Genomic DNA, 15,427 nt, shown 5'->3' with positions numbered 1-15,427 from the left:
TACCGTGTGCCGCATGAGATCACCGCTGTCGGCCGCGCGGGTCCGGCGTGCCCTGGCCACCCGCCGCCGCCGGGTCGTGGCCGCGTCGGTGGTGGTCGTCCTGGCGGCGGCCGCCGTGGTCTGGGCGGCCCGGCCGGAGCGGCCCGCCTTCCGGACCGAGTCGGCGATGGTGACCGTCCGCTCCGGACCGGCCGGCGACCAGCCGGTCGACCTGGACACCACGCTCTACCTGCCGGAGGACGCCTCCGCCGACCGGAAGGTCCCGGCGGTACTGCTCGCGCACGGCTTCGGCGGCACCAAGGACTCCGTCCGCTCGGACGCGGAGGACCTGGTCGAGCGCGGGTACGCGGTGCTCACCTGGACCGCGCGGGGCTTCGGCCGCAGCGGCGGCGAGATCCACCTGGACAGCCCCGACCACGAGGTGCGGGACGCGCAGCGCCTGCTCGACCGGCTCGCGGCCCGGCCCGACATCCGGACCGACGCCGCCGGCGACCCCCGGGTCGGCGTGGTCGGCGGCTCGTACGGCGGTGGCCTGGCGCTGCTGCTCGCCGCCCAGGACCGCCGGGTCGACGCGATTGTCCCGATGATCACCTGGAACGACCTCTCCCGCGCCTTCCTGCCGGAGAGCACCGGCAGGGCGCCCACCGAGGGTGTGTTCAAGAAGGGCTGGGCCGGCATCTTCTTCGGTGGCGGCGGCTCCGCCGGCTCGGGGCCGGCCGGCATCTCCGGCACCACCGCCGCCCAGCCGCAGGGGGCGCCGGCGTCGGCCGGCGCGCCCAGCCCGCAGCCTGGCGCGGGCCCCGGCACCGGTTCCGGGCGCGCCCCGGCCGGCGCCGCCGACCCGTCCTGCGGCCGGTTCGCCGCCGACGTCTGCGCCGCGTACCTGCGGATCGCCACCACCGGCCGGGCCGACGCCGGGGCGGTGGACCTGCTGCGCCGCTCCTCCCCGGCCGGCGTGCTCGACCGGATCAAGGCGCCCACCCTGCTGGTGCAGGGGGAGGCGGACACCCTCTTCCCGCTGGCCGAGGCGGACGCCAACGCGCGGGGTATCGCCGCCGCCGGCACCCCGGTGCGGGTCGCCTGGTTCACCGGCGGCCACGACGGCGGCGCGGGGCCGACCAGCGACTCCGACCGGGTGAAGTTCCTGACCGCGCAGTGGCTCGACCACTACGTCAAGGGAACGGGCGCGACGCCGGGCGACGGCTTCACCTTCTCCCGGATCGCCGGCTTCGACGCGCTGGACCGGGGCCTGGTCGCCACCGGCTACCGCACCGCCGACTACCCGGGCGTGACCGGGGACGCCCGCCGGGAGGTCGAGATCGGCGGCCCGACCCAGCAGGTCGCCAACCCGCCCAACGGCAATCCGGCGGCGATCTCCGCGGTGCCGTTCGCCGGGGCGCTGGGCTCTCTGCTGAACGGGGTGGCCGGCGACATCCCCGGCCAGCACGCCCGGTTCGAGTCCGCGCCGCTCGCCGAGGCGGTGGACGTGGTCGGCTCGCCGACGGTCCGGATCCGGGCCGCGTCGCCGACCGGCGAGGCGGTGCTCTTCGTCAAGCTCTACGACGTCGACCCGAACGGCGCCACCACGCTCCCCGACGGCCTGGTCGCCCCGGTCCGCCTCACCGGCCTGCCCAGGACCGTCGACGCGGCCCAGCCGGTCACGGTCACGCTGCCGGCGATCGTCCGCCGGGTCGAGGCCGGGCACCGGCTGCGGGTCGTCGTGGCCACCTCCGACCAGGCGTACACCACGCCGCCCGAGCCGACCGTCTACACGGTCGCCGCCGGCGGCGGCGCGCTGAGCCTGCCGACCGTCGACGGCGAGCCGATCCCCACCACCGCCGCCGTCTGGCGCTGGGTCCTGGTCGGGCTGCTCGCCGCGATCGCGGTCGGGCTCGTCGTGGTCGTCCTGGTCGCCCGCCGCCGGCACCGCCGCCAGGACAGCTCCGTCCACCCGGAGTACGCGGGCATCCCGCTCGCCGTCCGCCAGCTCCGCAAGGAGTACGCGGACGGTTTCGTCGCCGTCTCCAACGTGGACTTCGAGGTGCACCCCGGCCAGGTGGTCGGCCTGCTCGGCCCGAACGGCGCCGGCAAGACCACCACCCTGCGGGTGCTGATGGGGCTGACCCAGCCGACGGCGGGGGAGATCTACGTCTTCGGGCACCGGCTGGTACCCGGGTCGCCGGTGCTCTCCCGGATCGGCGCGCTGGTCGAGGGGCCGGGCTTCCTGCCGCACCTGTCCGGCCTGGACAACCTGAAGGCGTACTGGCGGGCGACCGGGCGGCCCTGGGACGACGCGCATTTCGACGAGGCGCTGGAGATCGCCGGCCTCGGCTCCTCGGTGCACCGGCGGACGAAGAACTACAGCCACGGCATGCGGCAGCGGCTGGCCATCGCGCAGGCCATGCTCGGCCTGCCGGAGCTGCTGGTGCTCGACGAGCCGACGGACGGGCTCGACCCGCCGCAGATCGCCGAGATGCGCCGGGTGCTCCAGCGGTACGCCACCGACGGCCGGGCGGTGCTGGTCTCCAGCCACCTGCTGGCCGAGGTGGAGCAGACCTGCACCCACGCGGTGGTGGTGAACAAGGGCCGGATCGTGGCGTCGGGCCCGGTCGAGGAGATCGTCGGCGACTCGCCGAGCGTGCTCTTCGAGGTGACCGACCCGGACGCCGCCCGGACGGTGCTGGACCGGCTGCACGGGGTACGGGTGCTGCCCGACGGCGACGGCGGGCTGGTGGTGGACACCAACGGCACCGCGCGCAGCGAGGTGGTGGCCGAGCTGGTCCGGGCCGGCATCGGGGTGGACCGGGTGGTGCCCCGGCGCCGCCTGGAGGACGCGTTCCTCGCCCTGGTCGGCGAGAACTCTCGGGGAAGCGGTGACCGGTGATGGCAGGCTCTTCGGTCGGGTCGCGGGACGCGGCCGGCGCGGTCGGTCCGGGCGGGGCGGCGGTCGGCTACCGGCCGTCGGCGACCCTGCCGTTCGCGGCGGAGTTCCGTCGGCAGGCGTCGCGGCGGCGTACCCAGCTGGCGCTCGGGTTCATGGTGCTGCTGCCGCTGATCATCCTGGTCGCGTTCCAGTTCGACTCCGGTGGCGACGAGGACAACGGGCGCAACGAGTTCGCCAGCCTGGTCGACCTGGCCACCTCGGGCGGGCTCAACTTCACCCTCTTCTCGATCTTCGTGTCGGCGTCGTTCCTGCTGGTCGTGGTGGTGGCGCTGTTCTGCGGGGACACGGTGGCCAGCGAGGCGAGCTGGGGCAGTCTGCGCTACCTGCTGGCCATCCCGGTGCCCCGGGCCCGGCTGCTCACGGTGAAGCTGCTGGTCGCGCTCGCGTACTCCGGTCTGGCCCTGCTGCTGCTCGCGGGCACCGCGCTGCTCGCCGGCACCCTCCGGTACGGCTGGTCGCCGCTGCGCAGCCAGGTCTCCGCCGAGCTGGCGCCCGGCGAGGGGCTGCTGCGGCTGCTGGCGGTGCTGGGCTACCTGGCGGTCGTCCTGCTGGTGGTGGGCGGGCTGGCGTTCCTGCTGTCGGTGACCACGGACGCCGCGCTCGGCGCGGTCGGCGGCGCGGTGCTGCTCTGGATCCTCTCCAGCATCCTGGACCAGATCACCGCGCTCGGCGGCCTGCGCGCCTTCCTGCCGACCCACTACAGCAGCGCCTGGCTGGGGCTGCTCTCCACGCCGGTGCAGACCGACGACGTGGTCCGGGGCGCGATCTCGGCGGTCGGCTACGCCACGCTCTTCTGGGGGCTGGCCTTCTGGCGCTTCACCCGCAAGGACGTCACGAGCTGAGTGTGATCAACGTCAGATAGCCGATGTGGCGATGTCCGGGTCGACCGGACACCGCCACATCGGCGGGATGCCCCAGTTGCTCGCCTCCGGGGGAAGTCAGGAGCGGGTGGGGGTGGTGAGGACCGCGTCGAGCAGGCCGGGGTAGCGGCGGTCCAGCTCGTCGCGGCGCAGCCGGACGTACCGGCTGGTGCCGGCGACCCGGGTCCGGGTCAGGCCGGCCTCGCGCAGCACCTTCAGGTGGTGGCTGCGGGTCGCCTTGGACACGCCGAACTCGAAGGTGCCGCAGGCGTACTCGCCGCCCTCGGCGAGGGCGCGCACGATCTGCAGCCGTACGTCGTCGGCCAGCGCCGCGAGCACGGCGGTGACCGGTACGTCGCGCAGTTCGGGTTCGTGCAGCTCCATGTGACCAGTGTAACCGTTGTTCGACATTCATCGAACAAGCTCCTACAGTCGGTGCCGTTGGTTCGACGATACTCGAACATAGGAGCTCTGATGCGCTCTCGTCACGCCGCCTTCCCGCTCTTCGCGGTGCTCAGCTGGGGTGTCATGTTCCCCGTCCTGGCCAGCGCCCTGACCCGGGTCGACGCGCTGAACCTCACCACCGCCCGGTACGTCCTCGCGACCGCGATCCTGCTCGCCCTGCTGCTGGCCCGGGAGGGCCTGGCCGCCCTGCGTGCCGGCGGCCGGCCCGTCGAGGTGGTGGCGCTCGGCGTGCTCGGCTTCGCCGGGTTCAACGTGCTGACCAACCTGGCGCTCGGGCACGCCGCCCCGCAGCAGATCGCCCTCTTCGCCGCCACCACCCCGCTGGTCACCCAGCTGGTCCGCTGGGTCCGGGACGGCGTCCGCCCCCGTCCGGTGCTGCTCGGGTTCTCGCTGCTCGCCCTCGTCGGCGTCGGTCTGGTGATCACCCGGGGCCGGCTCGACGGGCTGGGCCAGTTCGGTGCCGGCGGGCTGCTGATGATCGGCGCAGTGCTCGGCTGGGCCGTCTACACCCACGGCGCGAGCCGGTTCACCGGCTGGTCCCCGCTGCGCTACACCACGCTCACCGCGGTCGCCGGCACGGCCGCGATGCTCGCCGCCAGCCTCGCCGCCGACCTCGCCGGCTGGCAGCACCTGCCGGCCGCCGCCGACCTCGTCGCGGTCGCCCCGCAACTGGCGTACGCCGTGATCGTCGCCGCCGTCCTCGCGGTGCTCGCCTGGAACACCGGGGTGCAGCGGCTCGGCGCGGCCGACGCCGCTCTCTTCATGAACCTGGTCCCGGTGACCACCTTCGTGGTGCAGACCGTCCGGGGCTACCGGCCCGGCGCGGTGGAGCTGGTCGGCGCGGCCCTGACCATCGCCGCCCTGGTCGCGGCCAACCTGGTCACCCGCTCCCGCGCCGCCACCACCCGCGCCGCGGCGCCCGTCCCGGTGGCGGTCACCGACCGGCCGGCGGTGGTCGACCCGATCGCCGTGGTGGCGCGGTGAGGTGAGCGGAGCTTGGCGCTGGTGAGCGGCGCTGGCTCACAGCGTGGGAACCCCGCTCGGCAGCCGCGCGGTAAGTGCATAGACTCGGCGGCACAACTGCATACCTCATCCAGAGGGGCTGAGGGATACGGCCCGACGACGCCCCGGCAACCACCCGCGTGCTCGACGACGAGCGAGGAGCGGGCAGGTGCCAATTCCGTCCCCGCCGCAGGGTGCGATGCGGGGAAAGATGAGAGGAATTCCTCGACATGACGTCGACGCTTCCCGCCGCCCCCGGCATCGACACCACCCTCAGCCCGGCCCGCGCCCTGGTCTGCCGCGCCTGTTCCGCGCGCTACCCGCTGGCCGCCCAGCACGCCTGCTACGAGTGTTTCGGCCCGCTGGAGGTCGACTACGACGCCGCCGCGCTCGCCACCGTCACGCGGGAGCAGATCGAGGCCGGCCCGAAGAACCTCTGGCGGTACGCAGCCCTGCTCCCCGCCGGCCAGGACCCGGCCACCCGGGTGACCGTGGACCCGGGGCTCACGCCGCTGGTCGCCGCCCCGCACCTCGCCGCCGAGCTGGGCATCACCGCCCCGCTCTGGGTGAAGGACGACAGCGCGAACCCCACCCACTCGTTCAAGGACCGGGTGGTCTCGGTGGCGCTGACGGCCGCCCGGGCGCTCGGCTTCACCCGGTACGCCTGCGCCTCGACCGGCAACCTGGCCAACTCGGTCGCCGCGCACGCGGCCCGGGCCGGCGCGCCGTCGGTGGTCTTCATCCCCAGTGACCTGGAGCAGGGCAAGGTCGTCACCACCGCCGTCTACGGCGGCGACCTGGTCGCCATCGACGGCTCGTACGACGACGTGAACCGGCTCTGCGGGGAGCTGGTGGAGACCGACGAGTTCGAGGACACCGCGTTCGTCAACGTCAACGTCCGGCCGTACTACGCGGAGGGGTCGAAGACCCTCGGGTACGAGGTGGCCGAGCAGCTCGGCTGGCGGATCCCGGCGCAGGTGGTCATCCCGATGGCGAGCGGCGAGCTGCTCACCAAGATCGACAAGGCGTTCTCGGAGCTGGTCGAGATCGGCCTGGTCGAGGCGCCGGCCGGCGGCTGGAAGGTCTTCGGCGCGCAGTCGGCCGGCTGCAACCCGATCGCCACCGCGCTGCACGCCGACAGCGACACCATCACCCCGGTCAAGCCGACCGGCATCGCCAAGTCGCTGAACATCGGCGACCCGGCCGCCGGCCTCTACGCCCTCGAAGCCGTCCGCCGCACCGACGGCTGGATGGAGTACGCCGACGACGACGAGATCCGCGCCGGCATCCGGCTGCTCGCCCGCACCACCGGCGTCTTCGCCGAGACCGCCGGCGGTGTCACCGTCGCCGTGCTCCGCAAGCTGGTGGAGTCCGGCCGGCTCGACCCCACGGCGGAGACGGTCGTCTTCAACACCGGCGAGGGCCTGAAGACCATCGACGCGGTCGCCCCCGAGGTCGGCCCCACCCATCGCATCAAGCCGTCCCTCCGCGCCGCCCGCGACGCCGGCCTCCTCTCCTGACCCACCCGCCGCCCGCCCCGGGCCGGTGGACCTGGGGCTGGCCGGGTGGGGGACGGGCGGATCGCCCGGACGGGGGATCGGGCGGATCCGCCGGGTAACTGGCTTTTCGCTGTGAGTGTGGAAAACCCGCCGCTAAGGACTTGACGGGCAGGATTCGGACGGCGCAAGATGCTCCGTGCGGGAGGGCGTTTCGCCGGAGACTTTTAGTTCTTTCGACCCAGCGCCGATGGCGTTGTGCGATCGTCCCTCCCGACCAACTTCGCGATCGGGGCCAGCGTTAATTCGCTGGCCCCGATCGCTGTTCCTGGCGCACCCTCGCGGGTATGGGCATCACGATCGCGCCGTTCGACGCCGCCGACGAGGCCGCGATCGACGAGGCGTACCGGGTCGGCGCGGCGGCCAACGAGGCCGACCTGCCGGACTTCCCGCCGCTCTGCCGGCAGCGCTTCGACGCCGCCGTCCGGCATCCGATGCCGGGCAACGCGCCACGCTGGGCGCTGGCCCGGCTCGACGGCGTGCCGGCCGGCTACCTGGGGCTGGACCTGCCGCAGCTCGACAACACCGACAACTCGACCGTCGACCTGGTGGTGCATCCGGCGTACCGGCGCCGGGGCGTCGGGCGGGCGCTGCACGAGCACTGCCTGCGGCTGCTGCGCGAGCACGGCCGCAAGCGGGTGATGGGGATGGCGGTCTCGGCGCTGCCCGGGGGAATTGCCCGACCGGAGGCGGGCGGCGCGTTCGCCGCCGCGCTGGGCGCCCGCCCGGTGCTCGCCGAGGTGCGCCGTCGGCTGGCGACCGACCGGCTCGACCATGCCGCGCTCGACGCCCTGGCCGCCGAGGCCCGGGCGCACGCCACCGGCTACCGCACCGTCCGCTGGCAGGGCGACACCCCGGAGGAGTACGCCGCCGACGTGGCCTACCTCGACGGCCGGCTGATGACCGACGCGCCCCTCGGCGATCTGGAGTGGGAGCCGGAGCAGGTCGACGTGGCGCGGCTGCGGGGCACCGAACGGGCGCTGGACGCCCGGGGCCGCCGCCGCTACCACCACGCGGCGGTGCACGAGGCGACCGGCCGGGTGGTCGCCTGGACCCTGATCGACCGCGGTCCGAGCGACGACTGGCACGCGTTCCAGCAGATCACCATCGTCGACCCGGCGCACCGGGGGCACCGGCTGGGCCTGCTCGCCAAGGTGGAGAACCTGCGCTGGGTGCTCGACCACGAGCCGACGCTGCGGGTGATCGACACCTGGAACGCCGCCGAGAACCGGCACATGATCACCATCAACGAGCAGCTCGGCTTCCGCCCGGTCGACGCCTGGACGGACTGGCAGCTGACGATCTGACTTGTGACACGGCCCTACTGATCGCGGGGCTTTCTGTTGCATGATGGCGGGCATGACGGAGACCCCGCACCCCCTGTACGACAGGCACGCCGACACCCTCAACCGCGCGCTGACCGCGATCACGGAGCGCGGGTACTGGTCCGCCTACCCCGAGTCGCCCAGCCCCCGGGTGTACGGCGAGACCGCCGCCGCCGACGGCAAGGCCGCCTTCGACGCGTACCTGAACGGCGACTTCCCCCTCGACCAGCCCGGTGACGGCCAGACCGTCGCCACCGAGGCGAGCCCGTTCGGCCTGGAGCTGAACGTCCGCTACCCGCACGCGGCGGCCGACCAGCTCGTGGGCGCCGCCACGGTCGCGCTGCCGGCCTGGCGCGACGCCGGCCCGCAGGCCCGGGCGGGAGTCTGCCTGGAGATCCTGGACCGGCTGCACAAGCACATCTTCGAGCTGGCCAACGCGGTGCAGTTCACCAGCGGCCAGGCCTTCGTGATGGCCTTCCAGGCCGGCGGCGCGCACGCGCTGGACCGGGCGCTGGAGGCGGTCGCCTACGCGTACGCCGAGATGACCCGCCACCCGGGGACAGCCGGCTGGGAGAAGGCCGCCGGCAAGGGCGACCCGCTGCGGATGACCAAGACCTTCCACGTGGTGCCGCGGGGCGTGGCGCTGGTGATCGGCTGCAACACCTTCCCGACCTGGAACTCGTACCCGGGGCTCTTCGCCTCGCTGGTCACCGGCAACCCGGTGGTCGTGAAGCCGCACCCGCGCGCCGTCCTGCCGCTCGCCGTCACGGTGAAGTACGCCCGCGAGGTGCTCGCCGAGGCCGGCTTCGACCCGAACCTGGTGCTGCTCGCCCCCGAGGCGCCGGGCGAGAAGCTCGCCTCCACGCTCGCCCTGCACCCGGGCGTGAAGATCGTCGACTTCACCGGCTCCACCGAGTACGGCGACTGGCTGGAGGCGAACGCCCGGCAGGCCGCCGTCTACACCGAGAAGGCCGGCCTGAACACGGTGGTGATCGACTCCACCGACGACTTCGCCGGGCTGTGCCGCAACCTGGGCTTCACGCTGACCCTGTACAGCGGCCAGATGTGCACCACCTCGCAGAACCTGCTGATCCCCCGGAACGGCATCGAGACCGACCAGGGGCACAAGAGCTTCGACGAGGTGGCGGCGGGCATCGCCGCGACGGTCGGCAAGCTCACCGCCGACCCGGCCCGCGGCGTCGAGTTGACCGGCGCGATCGTCAACGACGGCGTGCTGGAGCGCCTCGACGAGGTCACCAAGGTCGGCGAGCCGGTGCTGGAGTCGCGTACCGTCGAGCACCCGTCCTTCCCCGGCGCGGTGGTCCGGACGCCGACCATCGTCAAGCTGGCCGCCGACGACACCGCGACCTACTCGCGGGAGTGGTTCGGGCCGATCTCGTTCGCCATCGCCACCGACTCCACCGAGCACAGCCTGGAGATCCTCCGCGGCACGGTGGGGGAGAAGGGCGCGCTGACCGCGGCGGTCTACTCGACCGACGAGGCGGTGCTGGACGCGGCCGAGGCGGCGGCGATCGACGCCGGCGTGCACCTGTCCTGCAACCTGACCGGCGGCGTCTTCGTCAACCAGTCGGCGGCGTTCTCGGACTTCCACGGCAGCGGCGCCAACCCGGCCGCCAACGCCGCGCTGACCGACGGCGCGTACGTGGCGAACCGGTTCCGCATCGTGCAGAGCCGCCGGCACGCCTGACCGGTGGTACGGCCCGTCCCCGGCCGGGGGCGGGCCCGTCCGCTCAGGCGGGGCGGCGCATCTGGAGTTCGCGCAGCGTCGGGATCTTCGGGTGCGGCACCCGCACGCCCGTGTCCACGAAACCCAGCCGCTGGTACGCCCGGTAGGCGCGGTCGTTGCCAACCACCACCTCCAGCATCAGCTCGGGCCGGCCGCACGCCCGCGACCAGTCCGCCACCGCGTCGACCAGTTCGGCGAGCAGCCCGCTGCCCCGCCAGGGCGGGGTGAGGTAGACGGCGTAGATCACGGTGAGGCCGGGCTCCTCCGGGGCGACGGTGCCGCCGGCGTGGCCGACGAACCGGCCACCGGGGTCGGCGACGAACTGGGCCGTCGCGGTGCCGTGCGCCACGGCGGCGACCCGGGCCGCGTAGTCGGCGTGCGGGCGGGCGGCGGCCTCCGCCACGGTCTCCAGGAAGGCCAGCGGCGCGTCGGCGAGCATCTCCAGCCGCAGCGCCCGCATCCGGGCGGCGTCCTCCGGGCGGACCCGGCGGACGGTGGCCGTCCGGGTGGCTGTCGTGGTCGGCGCGCTCGTCATGTCGCATGCATACCGGAGGGACGACCGTCCATGTCGCGCCGGGTCCGATCCTGCCCGGAATATGCCCGATTTGTGGTCGTGCGCGGTCGTCACTCCTCGTGTAGCGTGCGATTTCGGTCACCGATTCAGCGGCCGTCGCCGATCGCCGAAACGGTGGTCCGGGCGCGGCCTCGGCCGGCGTCCGGGCTTGTGGAACGCCGCGCAGAGTGAGGAAGTGCACCGTGGCACAGGGCACCGTGAAGTGGTTCAACTCCGAAAAGGGCTACGGATTCATCGCCGTCGACGGCGGGCAGGACGTCTTCGTCCACTTCTCCGCGATCGAGATGGACGGCTACAAGGCGCTGGACGACGGCCAGCGGGTCGAGTTCGAGATCGCCCAGGGTCAGAAGGGCCCGCAGGCCGAGCGGGTCCGCGTCATCGCCTGACCCGTCGCCGCCCGTCGGGCGGCTTTTCCACTCCGATCAGGGGCAGCGGTGCGGGCGCGCACCGGGGAAGATCATGAGCCGTTCCAGCCATCGCCGCTGAGGAGGGTTCATGTCCGACCAGCCCCCGTCGGGTCCCGTCGAGCCGGTCACCCCGGCGTCGCCCGGTGACCCGGGTTCCGCCGCGCCGGGCGGTCCCGGGCAGCCCGGAATGCCGGACCCGGCAGGCCCGGCCGGGCCGCCCCAGGGGTGGGTCCGGCCGACCCCGGGCGACCCCGTGTCCACCGGCCCGTACGCCCCCGGTCCCTACGGCCCTGGTCCCTACGCGGCCGGCCCGTACGCGGCCGGTCCCTACGCCCCTGGTCCCTACGCGGCCGGCCCGTACGCCGCCGGCCCCTACGCCCCTGGTCCCTACGCCGCCGGGCCGTACCCGGGCGGCCAGCCGTACGGCTGGTATCCCGCGGACCCGGGCTGGGATCCGAACGACCCGCTGGTCACCCCGCCGCATGCCGGCATCGGCGGCTGGTTCTCCCGCTGCGCGGGGGCGGTGCGGCGCGGCTCGCGCCTGCTGCTGCCGATCATGCTGCTCACCCAGGCGCTGCCGGCCGCGGCAACCTCGGTGCTCTCCCTCGCCCTCGCGCCCTCGGGCGAGGTCGGCACCGCCGCCGACGGCGCCCCGGTCCTGCCCGACGGCTACCTCCCGGACGTCCTGACCTTCTACGCCGCGTTGCTGGTCGCCGCCCTGGTTCTCGGCCCGTTGCAGAGCCTCGGCTGGGCCGCGGGGGCCTGGGTGGTCACCCGGCAGGCGGCCGGTGAGCCGGTCGGCCTCGGCACGGCGTTCCGGTTCGGGCTGCGCCGGATGCTCGGCCTCTGGGGCTGGACGCTGCTCTCCTCGCTGCTGATCGGGGTCGGCATGTGCTTCTGCCTGCTGCCGGGGCTCTACCTGGCCTTCGCGTTCGCCCTGATCGGCCCGGTCTACCTCTTCGAGCGGCAGAATCCGATCGGCCGCTCCTTCCGGATCTTCCACCAGCGGTTCGGCATGGTGCTGGGCCGGGTCGCGCTGGTCGCCGCGGTGCTGCTCGTCGGCGCCCTGGTCGGCCTGATGCTGCAGGCGGTCGGCCAGCTGCCGTTCGGCACGCACCCGATGGACGCCCCGGCCACGGCGGCGGGCGCGGTCGGGGTCGCCCTGGTGGCCGCCGTGCTGCTCGTCCCGGTTCAGGTGGCCCAGCTCGTCGGGCTCCTCGCCACGTACGCCGAGCAGCGCGCCCATGAGGGCCCGGTGAACGCCGCCCGACTCGCGGCGGAACTCGGCTGAGCGGGGCCATCGTGCTTGCACTCGGCAAGGGAGAGTGCTAAACAAGTCATTGGCACTCGCATACCGTGAGTGCCAATGGTCGGGGCGGTAGGGCCACGGCCACGCCGGCGTCTCGATGGCGCCGGAGTGGCACATGGCCGGTCGTCGCGGGCTGTCCGGCCCGACCGAGGAGACGTCGTCGTCGCCAGGTGGCGACGTCCCAAGGTGCGTACACCAGGCGGCCCATCCGGGGCACACACTCGGGTGGCCCGTGAGTGTCCAGGAGGACAACGCCGTATGGCCAAGATGATCGCGTTCGACGAAGAGGCGCGCCGCGGCCTCGAGCGGGGCATGAACCAGCTCGCCGACGCCGTGAAGGTGACGCTCGGCCCCAAGGGCCGCAACGTCGTGCTCGAGAAGAAGTGGGGTGCCCCCACCATCACCAACGATGGTGTGAGCATCGCCAAGGAGATCGAGCTCGAGGACCCGTACGAGAAGATCGGCGCCGAGCTGGTCAAGGAGGTCGCCAAGAAGACCGACGACGTGGCCGGTGACGGCACGACGACGGCGACCGTCCTGGCCCAGGCCCTGGTTCGCGAGGGCCTGCGCAACGTGGCCGCCGGTGCCAACCCGATGGCCCTGAAGCGGGGCATCGAGGCCGCCGTGGCCAGCGTCTCGGAGGAGCTGTCCAAGCTCGCCAAGGACGTCGAGACCAAGGAGCAGATCGCCTCCACCGCCTCCATCTCCGCCGGTGACAGCACCGTCGGTGAGATCATCGCCGAGGCGATGGACAAGGTCGGCAAGGAAGGCGTCATCACCGTCGAGGAGAGCAACACCTTCGGCCTGGAGCTTGAGCTCACCGAGGGCATGCGCTTCGACAAGGGCTACATCTCCGCGTACTTCATGACCGACCCGGAGCGTATGGAGGCCGTCTTCGACGACCCGTACCTCCTGATCGTCAACAGCAAGATCTCGTCGGTGAAGGACCTGCTCCCGATCCTGGAGAAGGTCATGCAGTCGGGCAAGCCGCTGCTGATCATCTCCGAGGACATCGAGGGCGAGGCCCTGGCCACCCTGGTGGTCAACAAGGTCCGCGGCACCTTCAAGTCGGTCGCCGTCAAGGCGCCGGGCTTCGGTGACCGCCGCAAGGCCATGCTGGCCGACATCGCCATCCTCACCGGTGGCCAGGTCATCAGCGAGGAGGTCGGCCTCAAGCTGGACGCCGTCGGCCTCGACATGCTGGGCCGCGCCCGCAAGGTCGTGGTGACCAAGGACGAGACCACCATCGTCGACGGCGCCGGTGACGCCGAGCAGATCCAGGGTCGGGTCAACCAGATCCGCGCCGAGATCGAGAAGAGCGACTCCGACTACGACCGGGAGAAGCTGCAGGAGCGCCTGGCCAAGCTGGCCGGCGGTGTTGCGGTGATCAAGGTCGGCGCGGCCACCGAGGTCGAGCTCAAGGAGCGCAAGCACCGCATCGAGGACGCCGTCCGCAACGCGAAGGCCGCCGTCGAGGAGGGCATCGTCCCGGGTGGTGGCGTCGCGCTGGTCCAGGCCGGCAAGACCGCCTTCGACAAGCTGGACCTGACCGGCGACGAGGCGACCGGCGCGCAGATCGTCAAGATCGCGCTGGACGCCCCGCTGCGGCAGATCGCCGTCAACGCCGGCCTCGAGGGTGGCGTGGTCGTCGAGCACGTCCGCAACATCGAGCCGGGTCACGGCCTGAACGCCGCCAACGGCGAGTACGTCGACCTGCTGGCCGCGGGCATCATCGACCCGGCCAAGGTGACCCGCTCGGCGCTGCAGAACGCCGCGTCGATCGCGGCGCTCTTCCTCACCACCGAGGCCGTCGTGGCGGACAAGCCGGAGAAGACCCCGGCCGCCCCGGCTGGTCCGGGTGGCGGGGAGATGGACTTCTGAGTCCAGTTCCACCGAACGCCGAAAGGGGGCGGGCCGCGTCAGCGGTCCGCCCCCTTTCCGTCCGTCACGTCGGCAGTGGTCGCTGGTTGCGTCGTTTGTGCTTCCGGTCGTACGGCGGCCGGATCCGGATCGGTTCGTCGACCGGTTGCCGGGCCTCCTCGGCCGCAGGTGCGTCGGCGCCGGCCATCTCCGCCAGCTGCTCGGCGTCGCCGTAGTCGAGCCGGTCGAACGGCAGTTGCCCGGGAAGTTCACCGACCGGTGGCCAGCTCGCGGGCTGGTCGTCGATCCCTTCGTTATCCGTGGTCATGGCTGCCTCCTCTACGGGCAACCGTAGGGCGCGGTCGATGACCGGGGCGGGCGAATGGCATTATTGGCGTCTATATCCTTTTCGCCCCTTTAATTATCCGACCGGGTGCCCGCCGATCGCCTTCCGGTACAGAAAGAAGACCCGCTCGATCCGGGCGCCGGCGCTGCCCGAATAGAACGGCACCGGCCCCACCCAGCCGATCTGCGCCGCACCGATCCCCGCCACCGCCTGGTCCCGCAGGCAGCGGCGGAGCAGCACCCCGCCGATACCGGAGCCCTCCGCCGCCGGGGCCGTCCCCATCGGCCCGAACCAGCTCGGCCGCGACGAGCCGTACGCGGCGAAGCCGAGGATCTCGCCGTCCCGCTCCGCCAGGTGCGCCCCGGCGTCCGGCCGCCCCACCGAGCCGGCCAGCTCGCCGTCCCACGTCCCGCCGAAGGTGGCGCGGGCGAAGGCGGCCAGCGCGGCCAGGTCCGCCGGCTCGGCCCGGCGTACCGTGACGCCCTGACCGGCCAGCCGGCGTTCGGCGGCCTCCGTCGAGCGCAGCGCCGGTGAGCCGTCCGACAGGTCCGCGGTCATGTTCCACGCCGTCCTGTCCTGCCGGTAACCGAGCCGGAGCGCGGCGCAGACCGCCGGGGTGTAGCGCACGTCGATGCCCGGCCAGGCGTAGTGCGGCGGATTGCCGGCCAGCAGCAGCTCGGCCGCGCCCAGCCCGGCGAGCCGCCGTTCCGCCTCGGCCAGCAGGGCCCGCCCGACACCCCGGCGGCGCTCCCCGGGCGCCACCGCCACCAGGTCGACGTGCCCGAGCCGCGGGTCCCGCTGCGAGGTCGACCCGACCAGCACCCCGACCAGCTCCGGCCCGCGAACCGCGCCGATCAGCAGCACCGGGCGGTCGGCCGCCGCCCGGGTGGTCAGGGTGTCCAGGATGGCCGGCGCCTCGGCGGCGTCCTCGGGCAGGTCGAGCGCCCGCCGGCAGAGGTCGACGACGGCGGGCAGGCGGTCCGGGTCCAGCTCGATGATCTCCGCGTCCATGGTCGCCGACCCTAGGTCATC

13 protein-coding genes and 1 riboswitch are annotated in these 15,427 nt (G+C 73.3%); of the genes, 9 read left to right on the top strand and 4 right to left on the bottom strand.

Annotated elements, in window-relative coordinates:
- The first annotated feature begins 13 nt into the window (after positions 1–13).
- Complete coding sequence (locus EV384_RS01395; RefSeq protein ID WP_130329361.1) at positions 14–2,884, top strand: alpha/beta fold hydrolase; 2,871 nt, start codon at positions 14–16, stop codon at positions 2,882–2,884.
- On the top strand, positions 2,884–3,786 hold the full coding sequence (locus EV384_RS01390) for an ABC transporter permease (RefSeq protein WP_130329359.1): 903 nt from the start codon (positions 2,884–2,886) through the stop codon (positions 3,784–3,786). Before EV384_RS01395 ends, EV384_RS01390 begins: the two co-directional genes overlap by 1 nt.
- Positions 3,787–3,882: 96 nt before the next feature.
- Here EV384_RS01390 and EV384_RS01385 read toward each other — a convergent pair whose 3' ends face one another.
- Positions 3,883–4,188 (bottom strand): ArsR/SmtB family transcription factor, encoded by a 306-nt coding sequence (locus EV384_RS01385; RefSeq protein ID WP_130329357.1) that lies wholly within the window; start codon positions 4,186–4,188, stop codon positions 3,883–3,885.
- Positions 4,189–4,278: 90 nt separating this feature from the next.
- Here EV384_RS01385 and EV384_RS01380 point away from each other — a divergent pair, with 90 nt between their 5' ends.
- The 4 genes from EV384_RS01380 (at position 4,279) to paaN (ending at position 9,860) form a co-directional block, all read left to right on the top strand.
- A complete protein-coding gene (locus EV384_RS01380) occupies positions 4,279–5,253 on the top strand; it encodes a DMT family transporter (protein ID WP_130329355.1) in 975 nt (324 codons plus the stop codon).
- A gap of 102 nt (positions 5,254–5,355) precedes the next feature.
- A riboswitch (SAM riboswitch) is annotated at positions 5,356–5,489 on the top strand.
- A 12-nt stretch (positions 5,490–5,501) separates the two neighbouring features.
- On the top strand, positions 5,502–6,791 hold the full coding sequence (gene thrC / locus EV384_RS01375; RefSeq protein ID WP_130329353.1) for a threonine synthase: 1,290 nt from the start codon (positions 5,502–5,504) through the stop codon (positions 6,789–6,791).
- Positions 6,792–7,114: 323 nt separating this feature from the next.
- Positions 7,115–8,134, top strand: coding sequence for a GNAT family N-acetyltransferase (locus tag EV384_RS01370; protein WP_130329351.1), 1,020 nt, complete (start codon positions 7,115–7,117; stop codon positions 8,132–8,134).
- Positions 8,135–8,186: 52 nt separating this feature from the next.
- Positions 8,187–9,860, top strand: a complete 1,674-nt coding sequence (gene paaN, locus EV384_RS01365; RefSeq protein WP_207232210.1) for a phenylacetic acid degradation protein PaaN — start codon at positions 8,187–8,189, stop codon at positions 9,858–9,860.
- A 43-nt stretch (positions 9,861–9,903) separates the two neighbouring features.
- Here paaN and EV384_RS01360 read toward each other — a convergent pair whose 3' ends face one another.
- Positions 9,904–10,434: a GNAT family N-acetyltransferase gene (locus tag EV384_RS01360; protein WP_130329347.1), complete on the bottom strand. Its 531-nt coding sequence runs from the start codon at positions 10,432–10,434 to the stop codon at positions 9,904–9,906.
- Positions 10,435–10,655: 221 nt separating this feature from the next.
- On the opposite strand from EV384_RS01360, the gene EV384_RS01355 reads away from it, so the two are divergent.
- The 3 genes from EV384_RS01355 (at position 10,656) to groL (ending at position 14,070) form a co-directional block, all read left to right on the top strand.
- Complete coding sequence (locus EV384_RS01355; protein WP_067305333.1) at positions 10,656–10,859, top strand: cold-shock protein; 204 nt, start codon at positions 10,656–10,658, stop codon at positions 10,857–10,859.
- A gap of 109 nt (positions 10,860–10,968) precedes the next feature.
- The gene (locus EV384_RS36655) at positions 10,969–12,171 is read left to right on the top strand and encodes a hypothetical protein (RefSeq protein WP_130329345.1); all 1,203 of its coding nucleotides are present in this window, start codon (positions 10,969–10,971) and stop codon (positions 12,169–12,171) included.
- Positions 12,172–12,447: 276 nt separating this feature from the next.
- Complete coding sequence (gene groL / locus EV384_RS01345) at positions 12,448–14,070, top strand: chaperonin GroEL (protein WP_130329343.1); 1,623 nt, start codon at positions 12,448–12,450, stop codon at positions 14,068–14,070.
- Between the two features lie 64 nt (positions 14,071–14,134).
- Here the strand turns inward: groL and EV384_RS01340 are convergent, their stop codons facing one another.
- Positions 14,135–14,377 (bottom strand): hypothetical protein, encoded by a 243-nt coding sequence (locus tag EV384_RS01340; RefSeq protein ID WP_130329341.1) that lies wholly within the window; start codon positions 14,375–14,377, stop codon positions 14,135–14,137.
- A gap of 93 nt (positions 14,378–14,470) precedes the next feature.
- Positions 14,471–15,406, bottom strand: coding sequence for a GNAT family N-acetyltransferase (locus EV384_RS01335; protein ID WP_130329339.1), 936 nt, complete (start codon positions 15,404–15,406; stop codon positions 14,471–14,473).
- Between the last annotated feature and the right edge of the window lie 21 nt (positions 15,407–15,427).

The sequence above is a fragment of the Micromonospora kangleipakensis genome, assembly GCF_004217615.1.
GTDB lineage: Bacteria > Actinomycetota > Actinomycetes > Mycobacteriales > Micromonosporaceae > Micromonospora > Micromonospora kangleipakensis.
The sequence above is the reverse complement of the archived record's forward strand: the minus strand, read 5'-3'. Positions and strand labels throughout refer to the sequence as shown.

Excerpts from the sequence above, each read along its gene's own strand:
- EV384_RS01380 (WP_130329355.1), top strand. The coding sequence starts at position 4,279 with ATGCGCTCTCGTCACGCCGCCTTCCCGCTCTTCGCGGTGCTCAGCTGG.
- groL (WP_130329343.1), top strand. The coding sequence starts at position 12,448 with ATGGCCAAGATGATCGCGTTCGACGAAGAGGCGCGCCGCGGCCTCGAG.
- EV384_RS36655 (WP_130329345.1), top strand. The coding sequence starts at position 10,969 with ATGTCCGACCAGCCCCCGTCGGGTCCCGTCGAGCCGGTCACCCCGGCG.
- EV384_RS01340 (WP_130329341.1), bottom strand. The coding sequence starts at position 14,377 with ATGACCACGGATAACGAAGGGATCGACGACCAGCCCGCGAGCTGGCCA.
- thrC (WP_130329353.1), top strand. The coding sequence starts at position 5,502 with ATGACGTCGACGCTTCCCGCCGCCCCCGGCATCGACACCACCCTCAGC.
- EV384_RS01335 (WP_130329339.1), bottom strand. The coding sequence starts at position 15,406 with ATGGACGCGGAGATCATCGAGCTGGACCCGGACCGCCTGCCCGCCGTC.
- paaN (WP_207232210.1), top strand. The coding sequence starts at position 8,187 with ATGACGGAGACCCCGCACCCCCTGTACGACAGGCACGCCGACACCCTC.
- EV384_RS01390 (WP_130329359.1), top strand. The coding sequence starts at position 2,884 with ATGGCAGGCTCTTCGGTCGGGTCGCGGGACGCGGCCGGCGCGGTCGGT.
- EV384_RS01370 (WP_130329351.1), top strand. The coding sequence starts at position 7,115 with ATGGGCATCACGATCGCGCCGTTCGACGCCGCCGACGAGGCCGCGATC.
- EV384_RS01385 (WP_130329357.1), bottom strand. The coding sequence starts at position 4,188 with ATGGAGCTGCACGAACCCGAACTGCGCGACGTACCGGTCACCGCCGTG.
- EV384_RS01360 (WP_130329347.1), bottom strand. The coding sequence starts at position 10,434 with ATGACGAGCGCGCCGACCACGACAGCCACCCGGACGGCCACCGTCCGC.
- EV384_RS01395 (WP_130329361.1), top strand. The coding sequence starts at position 14 with ATGAGATCACCGCTGTCGGCCGCGCGGGTCCGGCGTGCCCTGGCCACC.